This window comes from Deltaproteobacteria bacterium, assembly GCA_016874735.1.
Classification (GTDB): Bacteria; Bdellovibrionota_B; Oligoflexia; order Oligoflexales; family CAIYRB01; genus CAIYRB01.
Window position 1 is genome coordinate 25,904 of the sequence record VGTI01000013.1, and the last position, 18,413, is coordinate 44,316.

At 51.7% G+C, this 18,413-nt stretch carries 14 protein-coding genes; 7 read left to right on the forward strand and 7 right to left on the reverse strand.

Annotated features, from left to right (window positions below; all coding sequences use genetic code 11):
- Positions 1-3 precede the first annotated feature (3 nt).
- On the forward strand, positions 4-1,965 hold the full coding sequence (locus FJ146_08185; GenBank protein MBM4251936.1) for a hypothetical protein: 1,962 nt from the start codon (positions 4-6) through the stop codon (positions 1,963-1,965).
- 327 nt (positions 1,966-2,292) lie between these two features.
- Here the strand turns inward: FJ146_08185 and FJ146_08190 are convergent, their stop codons facing one another.
- Positions 2,293-2,988, reverse strand: a complete 696-nt coding sequence (locus FJ146_08190) for a carbonic anhydrase family protein (GenBank protein MBM4251937.1) — start codon at positions 2,986-2,988, stop codon at positions 2,293-2,295.
- A 61-nt stretch (positions 2,989-3,049) separates the two neighbouring features.
- Here FJ146_08190 and FJ146_08195 point away from each other — a divergent pair, with 61 nt between their 5' ends.
- Complete coding sequence (locus FJ146_08195) at positions 3,050-3,490, forward strand: hypothetical protein (protein ID MBM4251938.1); 441 nt, start codon at positions 3,050-3,052, stop codon at positions 3,488-3,490.
- Between the two features lie 235 nt (positions 3,491-3,725).
- Positions 3,726-4,520: an SDR family oxidoreductase gene (locus FJ146_08200; GenBank protein MBM4251939.1), complete on the forward strand. Its 795-nt coding sequence runs from the start codon at positions 3,726-3,728 to the stop codon at positions 4,518-4,520.
- A gap of 1,149 nt (positions 4,521-5,669) precedes the next feature.
- Here the strand turns inward: FJ146_08200 and FJ146_08205 are convergent.
- Positions 5,670-6,764: a Glu/Leu/Phe/Val dehydrogenase gene (locus tag FJ146_08205; GenBank protein ID MBM4251940.1), complete on the reverse strand. Its 1,095-nt coding sequence runs from the start codon at positions 6,762-6,764 to the stop codon at positions 5,670-5,672.
- Positions 6,765-6,868: 104 nt separating this feature from the next.
- Between FJ146_08205 and FJ146_08210 the strand changes: the two genes are divergently transcribed.
- From FJ146_08210 to FJ146_08220, 3 genes are all read left to right on the forward strand, one after another.
- Complete coding sequence (locus FJ146_08210; GenBank protein MBM4251941.1) at positions 6,869-8,296, forward strand: hypothetical protein; 1,428 nt, start codon at positions 6,869-6,871, stop codon at positions 8,294-8,296.
- A gap of 199 nt (positions 8,297-8,495) precedes the next feature.
- Positions 8,496-10,424, forward strand: a complete 1,929-nt coding sequence (gene mnmG, locus FJ146_08215; protein ID MBM4251942.1) for a tRNA uridine-5-carboxymethylaminomethyl(34) synthesis enzyme MnmG — start codon at positions 8,496-8,498, stop codon at positions 10,422-10,424.
- Positions 10,425-10,492: 68 nt separating this feature from the next.
- Entirely contained in the window at positions 10,493-11,350 is an 858-nt protein-coding gene (locus FJ146_08220) for a thymidylate synthase (GenBank protein MBM4251943.1), read from the forward strand.
- On the opposite strand, the gene FJ146_08225 is transcribed toward FJ146_08220, so the two are convergent.
- Both FJ146_08225 and FJ146_08230 read right to left on the reverse strand, forming a co-directional pair.
- Positions 11,351-12,517, reverse strand: a complete 1,167-nt coding sequence (locus FJ146_08225) for an HD domain-containing protein (protein MBM4251944.1) — start codon at positions 12,515-12,517, stop codon at positions 11,351-11,353.
- Positions 12,518-12,612: 95 nt separating this feature from the next.
- Positions 12,613-13,137 carry a dihydrofolate reductase gene (locus FJ146_08230; protein MBM4251945.1) on the reverse strand — a complete coding sequence of 175 codons (525 nt, stop codon included), beginning with the start codon at positions 13,135-13,137 and terminating at the stop codon, positions 12,613-12,615.
- Positions 13,138-13,301: 164 nt separating this feature from the next.
- Here FJ146_08230 and FJ146_08235 point away from each other — a divergent pair, with 164 nt between their 5' ends.
- Positions 13,302-15,284, forward strand: coding sequence for a hypothetical protein (locus tag FJ146_08235; GenBank protein MBM4251946.1), 1,983 nt, complete (start codon positions 13,302-13,304; stop codon positions 15,282-15,284).
- Here the strand turns inward: FJ146_08235 and FJ146_08240 are convergent.
- From FJ146_08240 to FJ146_08250, 3 genes are all read right to left on the reverse strand, one after another.
- A complete protein-coding gene (locus FJ146_08240) occupies positions 15,281-17,227 on the reverse strand; it encodes a hypothetical protein (protein ID MBM4251947.1) in 1,947 nt (648 codons plus the stop codon). The two genes, FJ146_08235 and FJ146_08240, sit on opposite strands and share 4 nt — an antisense overlap.
- Before the next feature lie 65 nt (positions 17,228-17,292).
- A complete protein-coding gene (locus FJ146_08245) occupies positions 17,293-17,778 on the reverse strand; it encodes a methylmalonyl-CoA epimerase (GenBank protein MBM4251948.1) in 486 nt (161 codons plus the stop codon).
- Positions 17,750-18,265 (reverse strand): hypothetical protein, encoded by a 516-nt coding sequence (locus FJ146_08250; protein MBM4251949.1) that lies wholly within the window; start codon positions 18,263-18,265, stop codon positions 17,750-17,752. Before FJ146_08250 ends, FJ146_08245 begins: the two co-directional genes overlap by 29 nt.
- Between the last annotated feature and the right edge of the window lie 148 nt (positions 18,266-18,413).

Below are 18,413 nucleotides of genomic sequence, written 5' to 3' on the forward strand. Positions count from 1 at the left end.
GTCATGAGCTCAAAGAACCGGCCGTTCATGATCGAAATATTGCGGAAACATTTATGGTGGCTTGATGTTCTTTATCCTTTGGCACTTGGTTTAGGACTTTTTGCAGCTTTAAGTTATGTTGTTTATTCTGGGCCCAGACAATCGCGGCTTTCCCTTAGGCTAGAGAAGCGGTTGATGGAATACAGTTTGGTCAAGTCCAGTGGACGTCCTGCAGTCAATCCAGATATGGTGCGCATTATCACGCCACTCTGGCGATTAACTGACGAGGAACTTAGCACCGGTGATAAACTCATTGAGTTTTACGCCGATAGTATTGAGCACCTGAGTGCTGCTAAAATCCCGCTAGTTATCATCCATTGGCAAGCTGAGGTGCGCGGTAGTTACGATAATGTTTTTGATAAGTTACAGAGAGTTGTAGCCTCTACCTCTGGCGAAACTAAAATATTCTTTGTCGCCTCGCCCCAGCAAATAGAGCAAATTCCCATCCTGCTACGACAAGATACGGTATGGCTTAACGATAGTCCTTGTGACGAGGCCAAAGAGATACAGATCGACTGCTCTTATGTGCCGGAATACGAGGGTTGGGTCGTTCAGAGGATCTTCGAAAATGCGAATCCAGGGCTAGCGTCCACGGCTATCGGCTCCGGTTGGCTTAGTGATCAACTAGCGAATGGATTCACCGGCTACGTTCTCAATTTGACTCCGCCCCAGGGTGTCTCGCGGCAGCGATTAAGTAAACTCGGATCCATTAATGCATTGCCCAATAAACTTCGAGTGGCCATAGTTTCTGCGGAAATTGAACGCCAACAAGAGGCACTTAAATCTGTTAATTATAGCGGTCTAAAGCAAAATCTCAGCGGTCTCAGGACCGTTTACGATCACGCTAGCAACGGTGTTGCTGAAACTATGCGCAGCACGCCCGTACAGGTGTTTTGGGCATTGATAGCGCAAATGCTAGTTGATGAAAGCATGGTTCAAATCCCTAAAGCAAAAGCCATTATTTCTTGGACGGCAGTATACTGTATCGGTTTAGGAGCAGCCATGTTGTTCGGGCATGTGCTGACTGCAATTCTCGCGTTCTGCCTGTTTGCGTTGTTGGCGCCAAGTTTAAACGCTCTAACAATCCGGCTGTTTGGGTTTTATTGGCCGCTGTTCGATAGTTTGTATTTTGGAATCTTCGCTCTAATGGCAGCAGGTTTGGTGCGCCTATCGTGGATTACGATACAAAGATGGCGTCTGGAAGCTCAGATGAACCTTCATGCTCACGTGACGGATCTCAAGTCAAATTTTATTTCGCTTCTTAGCCACAATTTGAACACACCCGTTGCAAAAATGCAGGGCATGCTCGATGTCCTGAGGAAGACTGTCCAAAATATTCCTAAAGGCTCAACCTTAAACGAAGCCGAAGCATTAGCCACTCAGTTAGAGCTAACGATACGTGGTGTTTTGATTGCCGCTGCCTTGGAAGAGGGTGCTTTAAGCGAAGCAGCACGCAGACCTGATCATATCGTAGCAGAGCTAGCAGGTACCGCCACGAATACTCTGAGGCGTCTTGGTATTACGCTAATTATTCAACCAATCGTCGCCAAGGATGAGGCTCTGATTTCACTCCCGTTGTTGTTCGATCTAAGAGCTTTAAACGCTGCCTTGATTGCGTTGGCAGCACTCTTTTATCGGCGTGGTAGCGAGGGCGAAATTATGGTCGCCGCAGCTTTGAGTCAGGATGACAGAGGTGTTGTTTTGACATGGGAGTTCCGCTCCCATGAACTGTTTCCGCCAGTGGCCGCGTTAGAGCAGCTGACGGCCACCAGTCCAAAACAGATCCGTAAAGTTGGAGGCACTGAATTTTTTGCTGAGGTTCTGGCGGTTTTCGTGAGGCTACTTATTGGGTGTTATGATGGGACAGTTGAGGTGTTCTCAAAGAACCATGGTGGTTCCATAGAAATTAGTTTGCGTCCTAGGTAAGTAAAATCCGACCTAGAGCTAAAGGCAATCGGAATGCCGATGAGTTGGCATAGATGTTGCGTAATGTTTGGTATCAGCTGCGACTTCCCGCTGCTGTGACTAGCTAACCCACTGAACCTTAAGCTAAAGGATCCTGTGGAAGGTGCTAGAGAGGTGACGAATGTATACTGATAAGACAGTAAGCGGTAAACAATTGCGACCAGAGACGCTGAGCCCCAAGGCTAAGGTTGTCAATAAGCCGGCCCACGCTGAAGTTACTCCGGACGCGAATGAAAATGACGCCGCAGCGGATATGTGTTTAGGGTCTAGAGACGTCTGACAACGTTGTTAGTTGCGGGTGCTTCTCGATACCTTGCGGCCGTTCAAGGCCTGTACTGGACGGGCATTGAAGGGTATTGAATGTGAGAATTGCGCCAACTGCCGGTCCGACAGCGGCAGAGGGTCGGTCATCACGTACCAATGGACGCCCTCGGTACACGGAGGGTGTGTAAGGGATCCCTCGTACTGATAGTATTTGCGCCGCTGCGGTAGGAGTTTCGTCGGATCAAGTGCAATTGGTTCCGAGGCATCATCCCCTGGCGCTGGGATACTCGACCAGATGTTCGTTAGAAAGGGATTTGTTGCTTCTCGCTCCATAAAAACTGCTAAGATCAGGATCTGGCCCTCCAGACTTTTATGAGTTAGCTGTATTTCCATATCGTATGGAGCTCCTACGATCTTGTGCTCGCTAGGTGCGTGGAAAACAATGGTGTCGAGATCGTAACGATCGCCGTCCACTTCTATGTAGTTGCCACTTTGAGTTCTCAATACAAGCTGGCCAGCATAGTTGGTGACGATATTGTCACTGTCCCTGTAGTGAAAGCGGATTGGCAGGAGTTTTGAATTTGCTACCGGTCCATCGATATCAATCGGAGACTGACGGCGGCCGCGCGAGCAATTTTCGAACCGGCTACTTAGAGATCCCCAGCCGGTAGGTCCGGTACTACCTTGGTAGTTCCAGCGCGGGTCTGCTGTTTCATCGATGTGTGCCGTGTTTTTTTTTTAACTCGGGCTTGCTTGCCTTTGGCGGAGAGTGCTTCGTTCCATGATCCCCGTGTCCGCCATGATCACTATGCACTGCTTTGGTAGCCTCGTGTTCTACGGGTTTCTCATGATGCGAATCGTCATGGGTTTCGTGATCTTTGTGAGGCTCGTGCGTGTCTGCCGTATGCGGTTCATGACCGTGATCCGGGTCTTGGTGTGCATCGTGATGCGCGGCGCTATCATGCTTGTCTTCGTGCGAAGATTTGTCATGGTCCGCAGATTCTCCATGGCCCGTATCCTCATGGTGAGCACTTTCACCATGCTCGTCAGTGGTGGCGTGGTGCCCTTTTCCGTGATCGGAGTCACCATGGGAACTGCCGTGAGGCGTATCAGCAATTTCTTCATCGTCATGGCCGTGTGCAGAGCCACCAGCAACTTTCACAACCCCGTATCCGACTCCGTAGGTGGCACCAGCAGCTGCACAAGCTATGATCCAGGCTAAAATTTGATCCATACCTTTCTTCATTGCCATTGCGCGGTGCCTCCTAGCCGTATTCCTCAGTATATACTGATCTACTTAATTGGTGTTACTCAATCCTATCTGATTAAGTCTAAAGCGGAATTCGGGTTGGGGGCCAGTTCGCTTCAGAACATCGGTCTGGAATTGACAAATAACCAATCTCGCTTACAAAATATGGTGATATGCACCACTTAAGTAGAGCGCTTTAGGAACCCCAATGAGCAAATTTGTTGGCAAGAGGATTTGGATCACCGGAGCATCGTCAGGAATCGGTGAGGCGTTGGCCCTCAGGTTAGACGAACTAGGCGCCAGTTTAATTCTGTCGTCTAGGGACAGCGAGAAGCTCAATGGGGTACTGAACTCGTGCAAGAATCCGGAGCGTCACAAAATCCTTTTACTTGATTTAGAGAAATATCCAGAACTTCCGAAAATCGCAGAGGACGCTTGGCGAAATTATGGGCCTATTGATATTTTGGTAAACAATGCGGGAATATCACAACGTTATCTGGTGTGTGATGGGAACATAGATCTCGATGCCAAAATCATGAATGTAAATTTTTTCGGCACGATTGCTTTGACGAGACCTATCTTGCGAAAAATGTTGGAAGTAAACTCAGGCCAAGTGGCTGTTGTTTCAAGCGTCCTAGGTTTGTTCGGTATTCAATCTCGAAGTGCATACAGTGCCAGTAAACACGCACTGCGTGGATATTTCGAAAGTCTTAGGAACGAAATTGCAAAATCACCCGTGAAAATAACGATGATATATCCTGGGTACGTCAAGACAAATGTTTCTCGAAACGCTTTAACAGCAGATGGAGGTAGTTACGGCGTTGTTGACAAACAGCACAATAATGCGATGTCCGCGATGCAGTGCGCGGAAGAAATTATTATAGCACTTGGGCAGAAAAAGCCGGACGTCGTTTTCGGTGGTCGGCTGGAGATGCTCAGCGTTGCAGTAGCTAAATACATGCCGAGAATTTTCAGGACTTTGTCAACACGGATTAATGTTTAGGTCAGCACTGCGCAAGCGAGAAACGTTGGGCATGGAGCATGATTTTTTGATGCTCATCAACTGTTTATTGTGCCACCATGCATACAACGAAACTAAGTCTGCGAGTCTCTCTTTTCGTTTTGTGGTAGTCCACGTACGACGAGCTAAACGCTTAATCCGATCTCTGAACATGGCGCAGGTGTGGTTGAGCGCAAAAATAGGATCGTGACGCCCTCGCTTAAGTTCTCCTTGCCCGATTGATCTGCTTCTTCGCCCTTTGAATACTTTATGGCTCACATTGTCACCGAAAACCAGTTTGACGCAGCGCGGATATCTTGAGCATTTGTCGGATTTCAGCACTTGGACATGGGGGCAAAGACGCCTGACTTCACTGAGTACGCGAATCATACACTCTTTTCGTTGATCTGGACGGTAGCCGTATTTTTTTCGGGAAATTTTCGACAATTTTCCTGGACATGGCATGACAGCAACACTTGCCGCAATAATTAGTCGGGATCTTTCATCTACAGCGACAGCAATGGAAAGCGGCTTGCACTTACTGTGTTCAAAAGTTTCCATTTCGTCGAACTGCACTGTTGAAATTGGCGTTGATGCCTTATTGATCTCGGTGCTCGAAGTTGCTGCGGTCTCGCTCTGCGCTTGCCTACCGAGTCTGACCATTTTTCGTGCTACGGTTATCGGGGAGCATTTCAGATGTCTGGCAATTCCTCGTTGAGAAACTCCCTCCATCAAGAGGCGCAGTACGCTTTGTGTGAGGTGAGGCTTGCGCTCACGATAAGTGAGCGTGGATGTCTGGTTTGAGAATTTCGAGCCGCAGACGCGACACAAGTATCTTTGGATAACTTTAATGCGACCGGTTTTTCTTTGGTAAAGACCGCAGCGCACCACCGATCGCGTATTGTCCCCACACTTTGGACACATAGTGGCTCCTCGTAACAGGAGCTGTAAAACTGCCACATCAAAAGAGTCATGTGAAAAGACATCAATGGACATCCACTAACTGATCCACTTAGTTGGTCATATAGGCACAAAAGATACCAAGAATTCTGGCAAAAAAAGCGCCTAATACGAGCAATTCACTCGGATCAGGCTAGGGTGCTCAACTCAAAACCTTAAATGATGATTTTCACCACTTAAGTAGATCAGTATTTAGCGGGCGAGCCACAACTGATTGTTGTAGTTATGGTGGAGACTAACCGCAGCTCTCATGGACTGAATGCGGCGTTCGGCGACGACATCGGATGCCTTGTGCGTTGGCAGGCCTTGTCGCTCGGATTCTGCAAATACCTCAAGTAGCGTATTGTATATATTACCTGCCTGACGCTTGGCGGCATCCGCATTGTAACCCTTTAGCTCATGAAATACGTTTATCACGCCTCCAGCGTTAATAACGTAGTCGGGAGCATAAAGAATACCTTTCTCCCTCAACTGCTGGCCGTGGCGTGATTCATTGGCAAGCTGATTGTTGGCGCCACCCGCAACTATCGGAGCTTTAATTTCTGGTATTGTCCTGTCGTTGAGCACTGCTCCAAGGGCACAAGGGGCAAATACATCTACGTCGGCTGTATGAATAGCCTTCACGTCGGAAACTTTGGCACCGTAACGTTCCGCCATGCTCCGAACGCGCGCTTCGTCTATATCAGCCACAACAAGTTGAGCTCCGGCCGCGTGCAAATAGCCACAGAGATAGCGACCCACGGCTCCGGCCCCCTGAACAGCCACTCTGAGACCGTGCAAATTGTCTCTACGTAGTTTGTGCTCCACGCAGGCCCGAATTCCGTGGAATACGCCTAACGCAGTGACCGGTGACGGATCACCCGATCCATCACGGTTGGCAAGCCCGCTAACGTAGCGGGTCTCCATAGCAACATAATCCATATCCTGAGTATTAATATTCACGTCTTCAGCTGTGATATACCGGCCGCCCAAATTGTTTATGAATCTTCCAAAGGTACGGAAAAGGGCTTCTGATTTGACCGTCTTGGGGTCACCTATGATCACAGCTTTACCGCCGCCCAGGTTAAGTCCCGCGACAGCGTTTTTGTATGTCATTCCCCGAGACAAACGTAAAACGTCCGTCAGCGCTTCTTCGTCAGATTCGTAGTTCCAAAGACGACACCCGCCCAACGCTGGTCCAAGCGTGGTATCATGGATGGCGATAATGGCGCGAAGACCCGTCGCCTTGTCCTGCACGAACACGACCTGCTCGTGGCCCATGTCGCCTACTTGGTCAAACATTCCCATCGCTAATCCTTCCTGCTTAAAGAATTGCTACAATAGTTGGAACTCTTGGCTCTGTTGGATACCTGTCCAACGTTCACTATGCAACGCCCAGTTTCGAGGTCCACATGGTGCGGATAACCTTGAGTATTTGCCACACAATATCCAACATTCAGCGCGAATACAAGAAAGCCTGTACGTTTGGGTGCATCTTGGCTGGCTGGCTAATTCTCAGCTTGGCGGCGCCATTTGGTCTCGCCGCTTCATTGCCGGTATCCATTGCTTGGGATGTACCTCTGGAGAATGGCGAGACCTACGACCTCGAAATCGCTGACTCGCCGGGTTTTGCAATGATCCAGTTGCGAACCATTGTGCGTAGCAGTGGTTTTTCTTGGGCTGCGCCTCGCGAGGGCGTTTACCACTGGCGACTCATGCGTCGTGGAGTTCAGTCGAGTGTTTCCGATCGCGTGGAAGTCAGCGCTTTGGCTTCTGGTTCCTTCGCTGTCATAGATCCAGGACTAGAACGGGTTAAGCCCGCAAAAATTAGTTGGGATCCCGTGAGGGGATCCGATCGGTACAAAGTTTACCTGCAAGAGAATGCTTTGACGCCGCGCATCATGACTCTTGATTCGGCTTCAATGGTCATTCCTACGTCCAAGAACGTCATAGTGTTGGAGGTCGTACCCTTCTTTAAGGAGGTGCGGACGACAAGAAACTACCAACTGACTCCTAGTTTGACCCTTGATTCGGGCTTACCGCCACTGCCCACCCCTCCATCGCCCTTGCCCGCGCCCGTAGTCTCAGCCCCACCTACACGACTGCTGACGACTTACGAGCCGCAGGAGACCGCATTAAGCCGGCGACTTTTGACGACTGTTTCTGGAATAGTTGTACGTGAAGATCTGAAGTTTCAGAAACTTGCGATGACAGTAGATTCCTCGGTTCAACAATTTGGGGGTGGGGCTAGCTTTTGGGTCAACCCCAACCGAGGGCTGATTTTGAGTGGCGCTCTTCGGTATCATGAGCATCAGAACAGCCGCGACGTGAGAATCTCCGCTAACCTCGGGACGGAGAGTCAGCGAATTGACCAGTCAAGGTTCGTGGGTGATCTAAGTATCGGTTATAATTTGTTGGATTTTTTGGGCATTGAACGTGTGATTCTCGCGTTTTCGGGTACCGGAGCGGTTACGCAACTTCCGTACGTGGAAAAAACATTCGTTGCCAGTCCCGACTCGCAAATTACCTTGTTCAAGGACCGTTACGGCCTCGTTGGTGCGGGCGTTTCGGCAGGATACATTGGCACAGATCTCTCGTTCATGTTTGAGACTGGCGGTACCGTGGAAAACGCTCACGATGGGCGCTACAACTTCGCTCGAGCTCAGCTTGAGGCTTACCCTTCCCCAGGTTGGGCCTTGGTCTTGGCTGTCTTTGGGCAGATGCAACAAGGGGGCGTTTGCTCAGCTGACCCAGCCCAATGTCTATTTTACGGCCGAAGCACCACGGAGAGCTTAGAACGTGGTGTCGCATTGGGGGTCGCGAAAACTGATCTACACTAATGGTGATTTGTAACTCTTATCGGAGTCAATTTAGATTGTTAGGGATAAATGGCTAAGGTGGGAGCAAAATTGTGGGCGATCACTGCAATTTCATTGACCTACCATTTAAAATCACCAACCAAGTAGATCAGTACAGTTCGCCGTAGACAGCCGGCAAAATCGGGTATAACAATCGCCGCCTCAACCTTGAGGTCGCGCTGTGAGCCAATCATTTGAAATTTATGATGTAATAATCGTTGGCGGTGGTCACGCTGGGTGTGAGGCTGCACTTGCCTCCGCGCGCAGCGGCGCGAAAACGTTGTTGGTCTCGCAATCGATGGATCGGGTGGCGGCGATGAGCTGTAATCCGGCGATTGGGGGTACAGCGAAAGGTCACCTCGTTAAGGAAATCGACGCGTTGGGCGGTGAGATGGCTAAGGCCATCGACGCGACCGGCATCCAGTTTCGGGTCCTGAATCGAAAAAAGGGACCGGCTATCTGGTCATCTAGAGCCCAAGCCGACATGGAGCTTTACCGGCTTCACATGAAGCACGTGCTCGAGCGCACTCCAGGTCTACATCTGCGGCAAGACAGCGTCGAGGGCCTCCTAGTTGACAAGGGTCTTAGCGGTGATCGCGACCGTATCATTGGCGTTGAGACTAAGTGCTTTGGTGCCTTCCGCAGCAAGCGGGTGGTCATTACTAGCGGCACTTTCCTCAACGGGCTGATCCATATCGGTTCGCTTAAAATCCAAGCTGGACGTGCCGGCGACGCACCGTCCCTCGGACTTGCTGACTTCATCAGAAACTACGGCTTTCGCGTTGGCCGTCTAAAAACGGGTACCACCCCAAGACTTGATGCCAGATCGATCGATTGGTCTATTTTGGAGCCGCAGCATTCGGACGACGACATCATCCCATTCTCGTTCGCCAACGACCGGATTAAGCAGCCTTTGCTACCTTGCTACATCACACACACGAATGCTTCGACTCATGAAGTCATACGGAAGCACTTGTCGCAGTCTCCACTTTACAGCGGTGAAATTGTCGGAATCGGACCCCGCTATTGCCCATCGATTGAGGACAAGATCGTCAAGTTCCCCGATCGGTTGAGCCATCAGATTTTCCTGGAGCCGCAGGGTTACAACACCTGTGAGGTTTATCCCAACGGGATCTCGACTTCGTTGCCCTTGGCGTGTCAGCTCGAATTTGTGCGCACTATTCGTGGCCTGGAGCGGGCAGAGATTATCCGACCCGGATACGCGATTGAATACGACTTCGTCGATCCGACCGAACTAGGCTCCACATTGGAGACCAAACGCGTTGAGGGTCTGTACCTAGCGGGTCAGATAAATGGCACCACTGGGTACGAAGAAGCGGCTGCTCAGGGTCTCGTTGCAGGGCTCAACGCATCTCTTTCCGCTCAAGGTAAACCACCGCTGACTGTTGGGCGTTCTGAGGCCTATATCGGCGTGATGATTGACGACCTGATTACCCGCGGTACGGCCGAGCCTTACCGCATGTTCACATCGCGAGCTGAACATCGGCTACATCTGCGCGAAGATAATGCCGACATGAGACTTACGGCCAAGGGCTATGCCGCTGGCTTGGTGACAGCCGAAGCCTATGCTGCATATCGTGCGCGGGAGCAAGAGCTTGCTGAGGCCATCAGTTTCGCCAAGGACACTAGCATCGGCGCATATCCATTACCGGCAGCCGTTCTGGAGGCTAAGGACAATAATGGCACCAAGCTTGCGACAATCCTGCGTCGTCCCGCAGTTGAACCCACGGACTTGGTTTCCTTCGTACCCGAATTGGGCCGACTCTCGATGCAGGTGCTTCGCCGTTTGGGTATCGAGCTTAAGTACGAAGGCTACATCGCGCGTGAACTTCGGACGATCAAAGATGAGGCCAATCTAGATCGCGTGCGCATTCCGTCTGATTTTGCCTTTGGGGACCTCCCAGGACTACGGCGGGAGATTGTGGAGAAGCTGGCACGGCAACGCCCGGAGACTCTTGGTCAGGCCTCGCGTATCAGCGGCGTCACGCCGGCTGCCATTCAGCTTTTACACGTGTTTCTCCGCGGTTCGCGCCGGGTGGGACCTACAAGTTGTGATGGTTCAACCGCGTCGGGTAACTTTGCCAATTAGTTGGACCGCCGCATATGGAACCGTGATAGTCTAGCGGCCGAGCATTGGTTGACTGAGGGCTTTCGAAGATGAAGCAGTATTTGGATCTCGTGCGCGATGTGCTGGAATTTGGCGTTGATAAATCCGACCGAACCGGGACGGGCACGCTTTCGGTGTTTGGCAGGATGATGCGTTTTGACCTAAATGTAGGGTTTCCGCTTCTTACCACTAAGAAAGTTCACTTCAAAAGTATCGCGCACGAGCTTCTTTGGTTCCTCAAAGGTACCGATGACACCTCGTATTTAAAGGATCACGGCGTTTCTATTTGGCGAGAGTGGGAGACGCAGATTGAACGTGCGGACGGAAGTACCTATCCGAGTATCGGTCCGCTTTACGGCGTCAATTGGCTACATTTCAAGACTCATGACGGACGTGAGATCAATCAGATCGACCAGCTCGTGGATGAGCTTAAGTTACGTCCTGACAGTCGGCGACTTATAGTCAGCGCTTGGAATCCTGCGACATTGCCGGATCCGGCAATGTCACCGCATGACAATGTGCGCGCGGGTAAGGGAGCGCTAGCGCCATGTCATGCTTTTTTTCAGTTCCACGTTGCCCAGGGGCGTCTGTCTTGCATGTTAACGCAGCGCAGCGCTGACTTGTTCCTTGGCGTACCGTTCAATATCGCAAGTTACAGTTTGCTGACTTTGATGCTGGCGCAGCAAACTGGGCTTCAGCCCGGTGAGTTTGTGTGGTCTGGCGGTGACGTCCACATTTATAAAAATCACCTGGAGCAGGTGCAACTGCAATTAACTAGGACCCCAAAAGCTCTACCGCAACTGAAGTTCCGGCGTCATCCAGAGTCCATTTACGCTTACAATTTCGATGATTTTGAGCTGAGCGATTATGAGCCCGAGGCGCCGATCAAGGCGCCGGTATCAATCTGATTAGGCGCTTTTGGCCGTGTTTTGCCATTCAGTCAGCTTGCCGTCCTTAGATATGACGAGTAAGCGACTTGAATTGCCAGCTGTGCGATTTAAACTGCGTACGACACATTTCAGGAACGGGCTGAAGATGTCGGGATCGTAGCCGCGGGATTCCTTGGCCATGATCGTAATGGCCTCCTGGGGTTCGAAAGCGGGCTTGTACACGCGCTTCATGAGCAGCGCTGAGTAAACGTCAGCAATCATCACAATCCGGCTGTAAAGGTGAATTCCTGCTTCGGGATTTTGCTCGAGAGGCCCTTGTTTTTTGAATGGATACCCGCTGCCGTCCCATCGCTCGTGATGTTCGAGGGCGACACGCGCCACGAGTTCGTCAATCACTACTCCTTCTGCCATCAATTTGGTCAGTTCTTGGTGGCCATGAGTGGTGTGCTGCTTCATGATTTCGAATTCAGCTGGGGTAAATTTTCCAGGTTTGTTTAGGATCTCATTGGGTACGCAGGTCTTACCCACGTCGTGATAGAGGGCGCATTGAGCGACGAGTTCGGCTTCCTTGGTTGAAAGTTTTTTGGGCAGCAACCGCAGCGCAATTGCCGAGGCCAACATTGATACCGTTGCACTATGATCGTACAGCGTGGGGTCGCAGGTGATCATCCTGCTCAGCGTGTTCACGATGAGATCGCTATCTATGGCATTGGAAACTAAATAGGCCGCGCTTGCCTTAACTTGTCTTGCAACTTCAGCATCAATCCCGCCGGCGACAATCATCTGGCTGGCCGAGCTTAGCTGGGCAAACACGTCGAGAGTTTTTTGGTCTAAATCTGGTAACTGTTTACAAAGCGCTGCTAGTTTGGTTTGGCGGATGGTGGAAATTACGTGCTCAAAAGCAGCTTGGTCGGCCTTTCGGATGCAGATGTCCGAGTCCGTCTCAGGCCGTCTCATCAGTTCCCACAGATCATCGAGGTGTTCCCTGACCATCGGTCCGGTTTTCACATACTCGATGAGGACGTCTTGAATGCGGCAGTACACACTGAAAGTCAGATTCTCAACCTGGTAAAGAAAGTGGAATAGCTCCAAGCTTACTGGCACCAGCTTCTGTCGGCTGACATCGTCCAGCTGCACGATGGAACATCTCTGTCGTGTGGACTCCTTGATGCGAACTTCGCGCATGCCGCTCCCCCCCGTCAGCCTCTCCTGTCGGCACAAATTGGGCAAAACTAAAGTGCGGCTCGTCTGTGAATATTAACCACCTGTAATAATTGATTTTATCCCCTATTACACTGGGTGTAAATGCGCCACGTAAAAGGGACGTCACCGGTGCTTGGCTGTTCGTGGGTAAGCTGGAATACCTCGGGCGTTATTTCCGGGTAGAAGGTGTCTCCATTGGCGATTCGTAGATGGACGGCAGTGTAGTAAATTTTGTCCACAACGCTGAATGTTGAGGCAAAAATCTGGCCGCCGCCGATAATGCAGACTTCGCTGCCCCATTGGGTCTTGAGTTGCTGGCAGAGGGCGAGGGCCTCTTCAACCGACTGGCACACATGGACACCGGCAGGGGCGGACCAGCCTGGATCTCTTGTGATCACGATACTGAGGCGGCCGGGTAGAGGGCGTCCGATGGATTCGAAGGTCTTTCGGCCCATGACCATGATTTTGCCCATGGTAACTTGCTTGAATATCTTGAAGTCTTCAGGAATATGCCAAGGCAATTCCCCCGAGCGGCCGATGACGCCGCCTTCGGCCGCAGCGACCACGTGGCTGATGGTTAAGTCCCCAAAATCTTTGAGCATCATGCCCCCCTCTCGCAGAATTAGTAAAAACCCAAATTGAGTTAGAAAAAATGCCAAAAAAGTCTTTTCATTTACCGGACGATTACATATAACTGGCCAGTCAGTCATATTCTCCCAGAGATCAACTTGTACCAGTCGCTGAGCCCGAACCACCAGAGGTAATCATGCTCAATCCAAATCGCATCGCCAAAGAAGGCACTGCGCATGCAGTAGTCAGGAACTCTGTTCTGAGCGTTGGTTTGAGCATTATTTGTAGCGCATGTGGAGCTAGCGACAACTCCCGTAGCGCGCTTAAGCACGATGCCGCCAAGCCGGTTCGCAATTCTTTAGCATGGAACTGGCGCGACGTCAGTGATGCAGAGTATAGCGACGTGATGGCAGTGATCCTTGGGATCCCTCAGAATGCGATTTTACCGTCTACCCATGAGTTGACCGAGCGAGTGCAATCATGGGTCGATCGCATTGACACGACCATGCGGTCGCGCCATGCTGACGAGCTGGCTAATGTGCCAAAGCCCCGCGCCAAGGTGATCACCAAGGCGGATCCTAATGCATTTGTGGCCCCTGTGCCTTCTTGCTACGACGTTCCGGTGCGGTTCGGCGACAGTGTCAGCCCCCGCCGCCGGTCCGGGTCTTCAGTATCCAAAGTGATCATTGAAAGCCGCCTCGGGTCGGTCCAGCCCTGGGAGTCTGGTGCTCCCTGTATCGACGGGGCCAGCACGCAGGATGCAGCGGAGACGCTGCAGCAACTCGTCGCGCGTTTCAATGCCTCTTCGCCAAACGGTTGCAAGTTCTCGATTGCTAGTGATGGTGCTCTGATCGTGGGCAAGGCCTGCGAGGTAGACTCGTCACTCGGTTCTGTCTCTGGCGCTGATGGCATCGTCTTGCTGCAGACGGCAAATCACGTGACCGTTCACTCCGGCATTCTTTCAATGATGTCCGAGGCTGCCTTCGCCTCCGTACTTACTCACGAACTCGGCCACTATTACCGCGCGCATGTGACAGCGCACGAGGCTGACTACGGTTTCTTCTACACACAGACCCCGGAGCATATCGATCACAGGCCCCAAGCGGAGCCTAAGCTTGCCGAACTTGGTACCCAGGCTGTAAAGGCTACCGAGGTGTTGGACCGCAGTACTTATTTCGTTAAAGTCGAGGGACAGCAGCTGCGTTCCAATTACTACTTCCTGGTCGGGTCACTCGTTGCTAAGTCGCGGACAGCATCCCCTGCCTGTAAGGCAGCTTACGTCGAGGCGACGAGCTACAGTTTTGAAGACACCATGGGCATGTTCCCCATCCAGAAGGATCTAAAGCCAGGACAGGCAGAAGCTTACCTCGCGTTTGAGAGCGCAGCACTCGCCTGCCTGAAGACGCTTAAATTTGGCGGCTCCATGGGTTTCGCCGCTGGTAGCGGGTACAGCTGGGCATCGCTTAAAGATCTGGCGGCAAAACCGACGTGGCCGAAGTGGTTAGCCGATGTGACACCCGATTCGGAAACGGCCCTAGCAGAGCTCAACCTGTTCGTTGCCGACTCAGTCGGTGCAAGCAGCGCGGAATCAGTAGAGAGCTCGGTGGCTGATGCAGTGCTAAAACTCAATCGTTCCCTCGAGTCAGTTGAAGACCATGCAGTTACCGTGCTCGAGAAGGCCCATGAGGAGCGTCTGGGGCAGTACACATACGAGCAAGAAGCAGATGACTTCGCGGTCGAAGTTACCGCCAAGATCGGTCTGGACCCTGTCGCTGTGACTGACGCGATGCGCTCCCTTGGTAAGGGCCAGCAGAGCTCCTTGCACGGCATGTCGCTGGGCGAGAAGGACTGCGAAAAACTGATGAAAAATAAGTGGCACGATGCTGACGGTCAGTATGTCTTCGTACCAGTTGGTGGTTTCGTAGATCCGCACCACAGCATTTGCTACCGGATCTTCAATATCGATCGTGAGGTAAGTGCACACAAGGTAGTGAAGGCTAACGTCAAACTACCGGCTTACGATGATCACAGTTGGAAGGACCTACAGCGCGAGGCTGATCGTAAAGGCATCGATTTCCTCGATGAGGACAAGGGTTCCCATACGAATAGGTGGCCGTCGGTCGCTGCGACCCTGCGTCGCTTTGGCAAACTCAGCTGTTTATTCGACTCCAGCCACTAAGTGTTGGCAGATGGCAGGGCCCGGGTTTGACCAGGCGCCTGCTCTACTCTTGTGAGTAGATCAGTAGTATTTGCTCTCGGTCGTTTTCCCGATTTGTTATGCCATGAAAGCACCACGGGATATGGACCCTCTAGAGCCGGTAGCACTGTCAGTGCAATCTGAAAAGGCGACAGAATCGCACGCGCTATGTCTAGATGATAAGCCTGTTTGTCGCTACGTTTAGGTGTGTCTGTTCCGCTCTGAGTCGCCACTTGGATCACAAGTAACGACTTTTCTGCTTCCGTGCGAATGCGACTTACGACTCCTGACTGGGAGGAGCGGGCCAAGTCGGCTAAAGCCAAGTAGACATGGTAAAGAGCCGACACCCATACCGTCCGTGGTAGCTCAGGAAGATTTTTCGGTAGTGATTCCGCGTTTGGGTTCAGGAACTTTGTGGTTTTGAGCCCCGGTGCGAGTCTGACCAGTGTCTGCGCCTCGTCAATCGGCTGCTGGAGATTTTCGCAAGGTTCGGTTTCATGTGTTTTCATGGCGAGGCCATGCCACAGGCCTGCCATCTTAGTGGCGAGATTTGCTTGTGTGATTAATTTTTGGCCCACTTGTCTGGCATGGTGGGTGACGTCGCCGATTTCGCTACAAACTGCGATTAGGTATCCCAACTGACGATCAAGCTCGGTGACTCCATCGTCGTCCATGATTTGCGTTTCTGCCAATCCGCGGATGAATTTACGTGCGCCACGCTCGTTGATCCCCTGCTGCCATTCGTCGAGAAACAGCCGTAGTGAGTGACCACGTTCGCTCAGTGCAGTCAGAATACCTGCGGTGAGATCGTCTGTTTCACCACGAAATTGCTCCATTTGCTTGAGGAATGCACTGGTGCTGTGTTGCAGCTGGAGCGCAAGCGAATCTAATTCGGCAAGTTCGGAGAGGCGTCCACGCAATTTTTGTAGTTCGTCTTCTTGCTTAGTTACCTGGTCGGAAAGAGCAGATTTTTTCTGGTCCTGCGTGGCGATGGCGTCCGACTTTAGTTGCAGGGCATGGGTGACCAATTTCTTCGCCAAGTTCAGCGGTGAATTTTCCTGCTTACTGCTCGAAGCTAAAATAGATTCACTCGACGGAGTGAGGGTGCAGCACCAATTAACAAAGTCTGTGAGGCCCCGCACGGCAGCGAGGCGGTTGGCGCGTTCACGCCCCATCGCAATAAGTAGACAGCCGAGTGCGATGCCCAGGCATGGCCAAAAGGCGATGTTGCTGAGAAACAGATTTCTGTTGGTAGCGGTCAGAATAAAGCGGTCGATGTACTTGGTGCTGCGGAGTGTGGGCATGGGAGCGCCACCCAGATCTAAGGAGGGTTCAGCGAGAGCAAGTCCATTCGCATCACTGATCTGCAAACCAAGTTGCTCAATAGCGAGTGCAAGTTGCGGGTGCATACCGAGCCATTGTTCGTCGAGGTGCACGGCACCGATAGCTATGATCTCTGTACCCTCGAAGCCACCTAGCCCATGCGCCAGTGCGAGCAAGGGCGTACCTTTTGCCGTGGTCCAAAAGACTTCGTCTAAATGTCCGACCAGTGGCGCCTCGAAGGGGCATGGCACTTGTGCCATGTGATTAAAGGCAGCATGACCAATCTCATTACAGCCGCGACTGATGATGGCAATTTGATCGAGTGAGCCTTTTTGCAGCTTACCCTCGAGGTTACCTTTCACCGAATGCTGCAGCTTCCAGTTCATGTTTTGCACTAAGGTACCGTCGCCCGTCACTTTAGATAGGCTATTCAGCAGCTGATTTTTCGTATCGGCGATAGCTAGAAGATACGTCGTTCGCGCAGCGGAAATATCTGCACGACGCTGCTGTAAATTTTGTTCCGTCACTAATGCTGCCGCGGCCACAACGAGCGCGATTGCAGTGAATGACATGAGCGGCAAGCGGGGTAGTCGAATACGCATGCACACGCACCTATTATGTTGTTGATATGATTACATAATAGTTTAACGGGTGCGGCGCTCTTCAGTCAAACCTTTGCGCTAGGTCGGGGCTCAACGAGTTCGATGAGGAGGCCCCCTGTAGACTCTGGGTGGACAAAGGCAATGCGGGTCTGGTGCGCACCGTTGCGAGGCGCCTGATCGACCATACGTACACCCTTACTGATAAGATGGGCGATCAGCGTGTCTAGGTCGCGGACTGTCAGCGCTAAATGATGGATTCCAGAACCTTTTTTGGCCAAGAATGCACCTACGGCACCGGCCCCCTCGGGCGATGGCACTAAGATCTCAAGGCGCTCAACCGGGTCGGGGGGCGAAACGAACGCCGCAAACATCCGGGTCAATGTCTGCTGTTCGTTCACTAATTCGTCACCGAGATGCGGTAACCCTAAGATGTCCTGGAAAAACCAACGGGCCCGCTCCGGGTCTTTGGGAGCTAGGCCGAGGTGATTGATCCCGACGATATACTGCCGGGCTGGCGATGATTCAGACTTGGTCGCCGAGTCCGATGGCATCGATGGCATCCTTCAAGTCCTTGCGTTGGTTGCCTTTGAGGATGTTTTTATTTTGATAAAGCGCCACTAGGGACTGCTTGGCGTTACCGGTGATGTTGCCGTACTCGGTGGCATCGAGCTCACCAAAACGACTCATGAGTTTATTGAAGACTTCGTCGCGATCGATATCAGCACCGGTCGACCATTTGCCCTTTTTCATGGCGTTAGCGGCCAAGGCGACGACGCGGCTAAAGCGAGCGCCACTGGTGCCCGAACGCCGTGATTTGCCAGCACGGCCCTTAGCCTTAAGGCGAGCCAGCAACTCATCGTAGGAGTAGGCAAATTTGGATTCGACTTCTTTGACTCCTAGCGGCGTGTCCTGAACCGAGCTCCAGATGATGTTCAGCGTGTCGCCAGGTCGCAATTCTACCGATGCCATTGTCCCTCCCCGATTGCCGATTCCCATACCGGCCGTTAAAATCTTGCGTCCCAGTGCTTTGCCAGCCATTTGGACTATTAAAAAGTCCGCCTGGTCAACTTTTAGGACTACCGTATTGAAAACTGTCCGTTTACAACTTTTGTTCTATACGCAATCTTCAAAATCGCGCAAGCTACTTCTACCACTTTATGGTCGGCGTCTTATAAGAATGATTTTA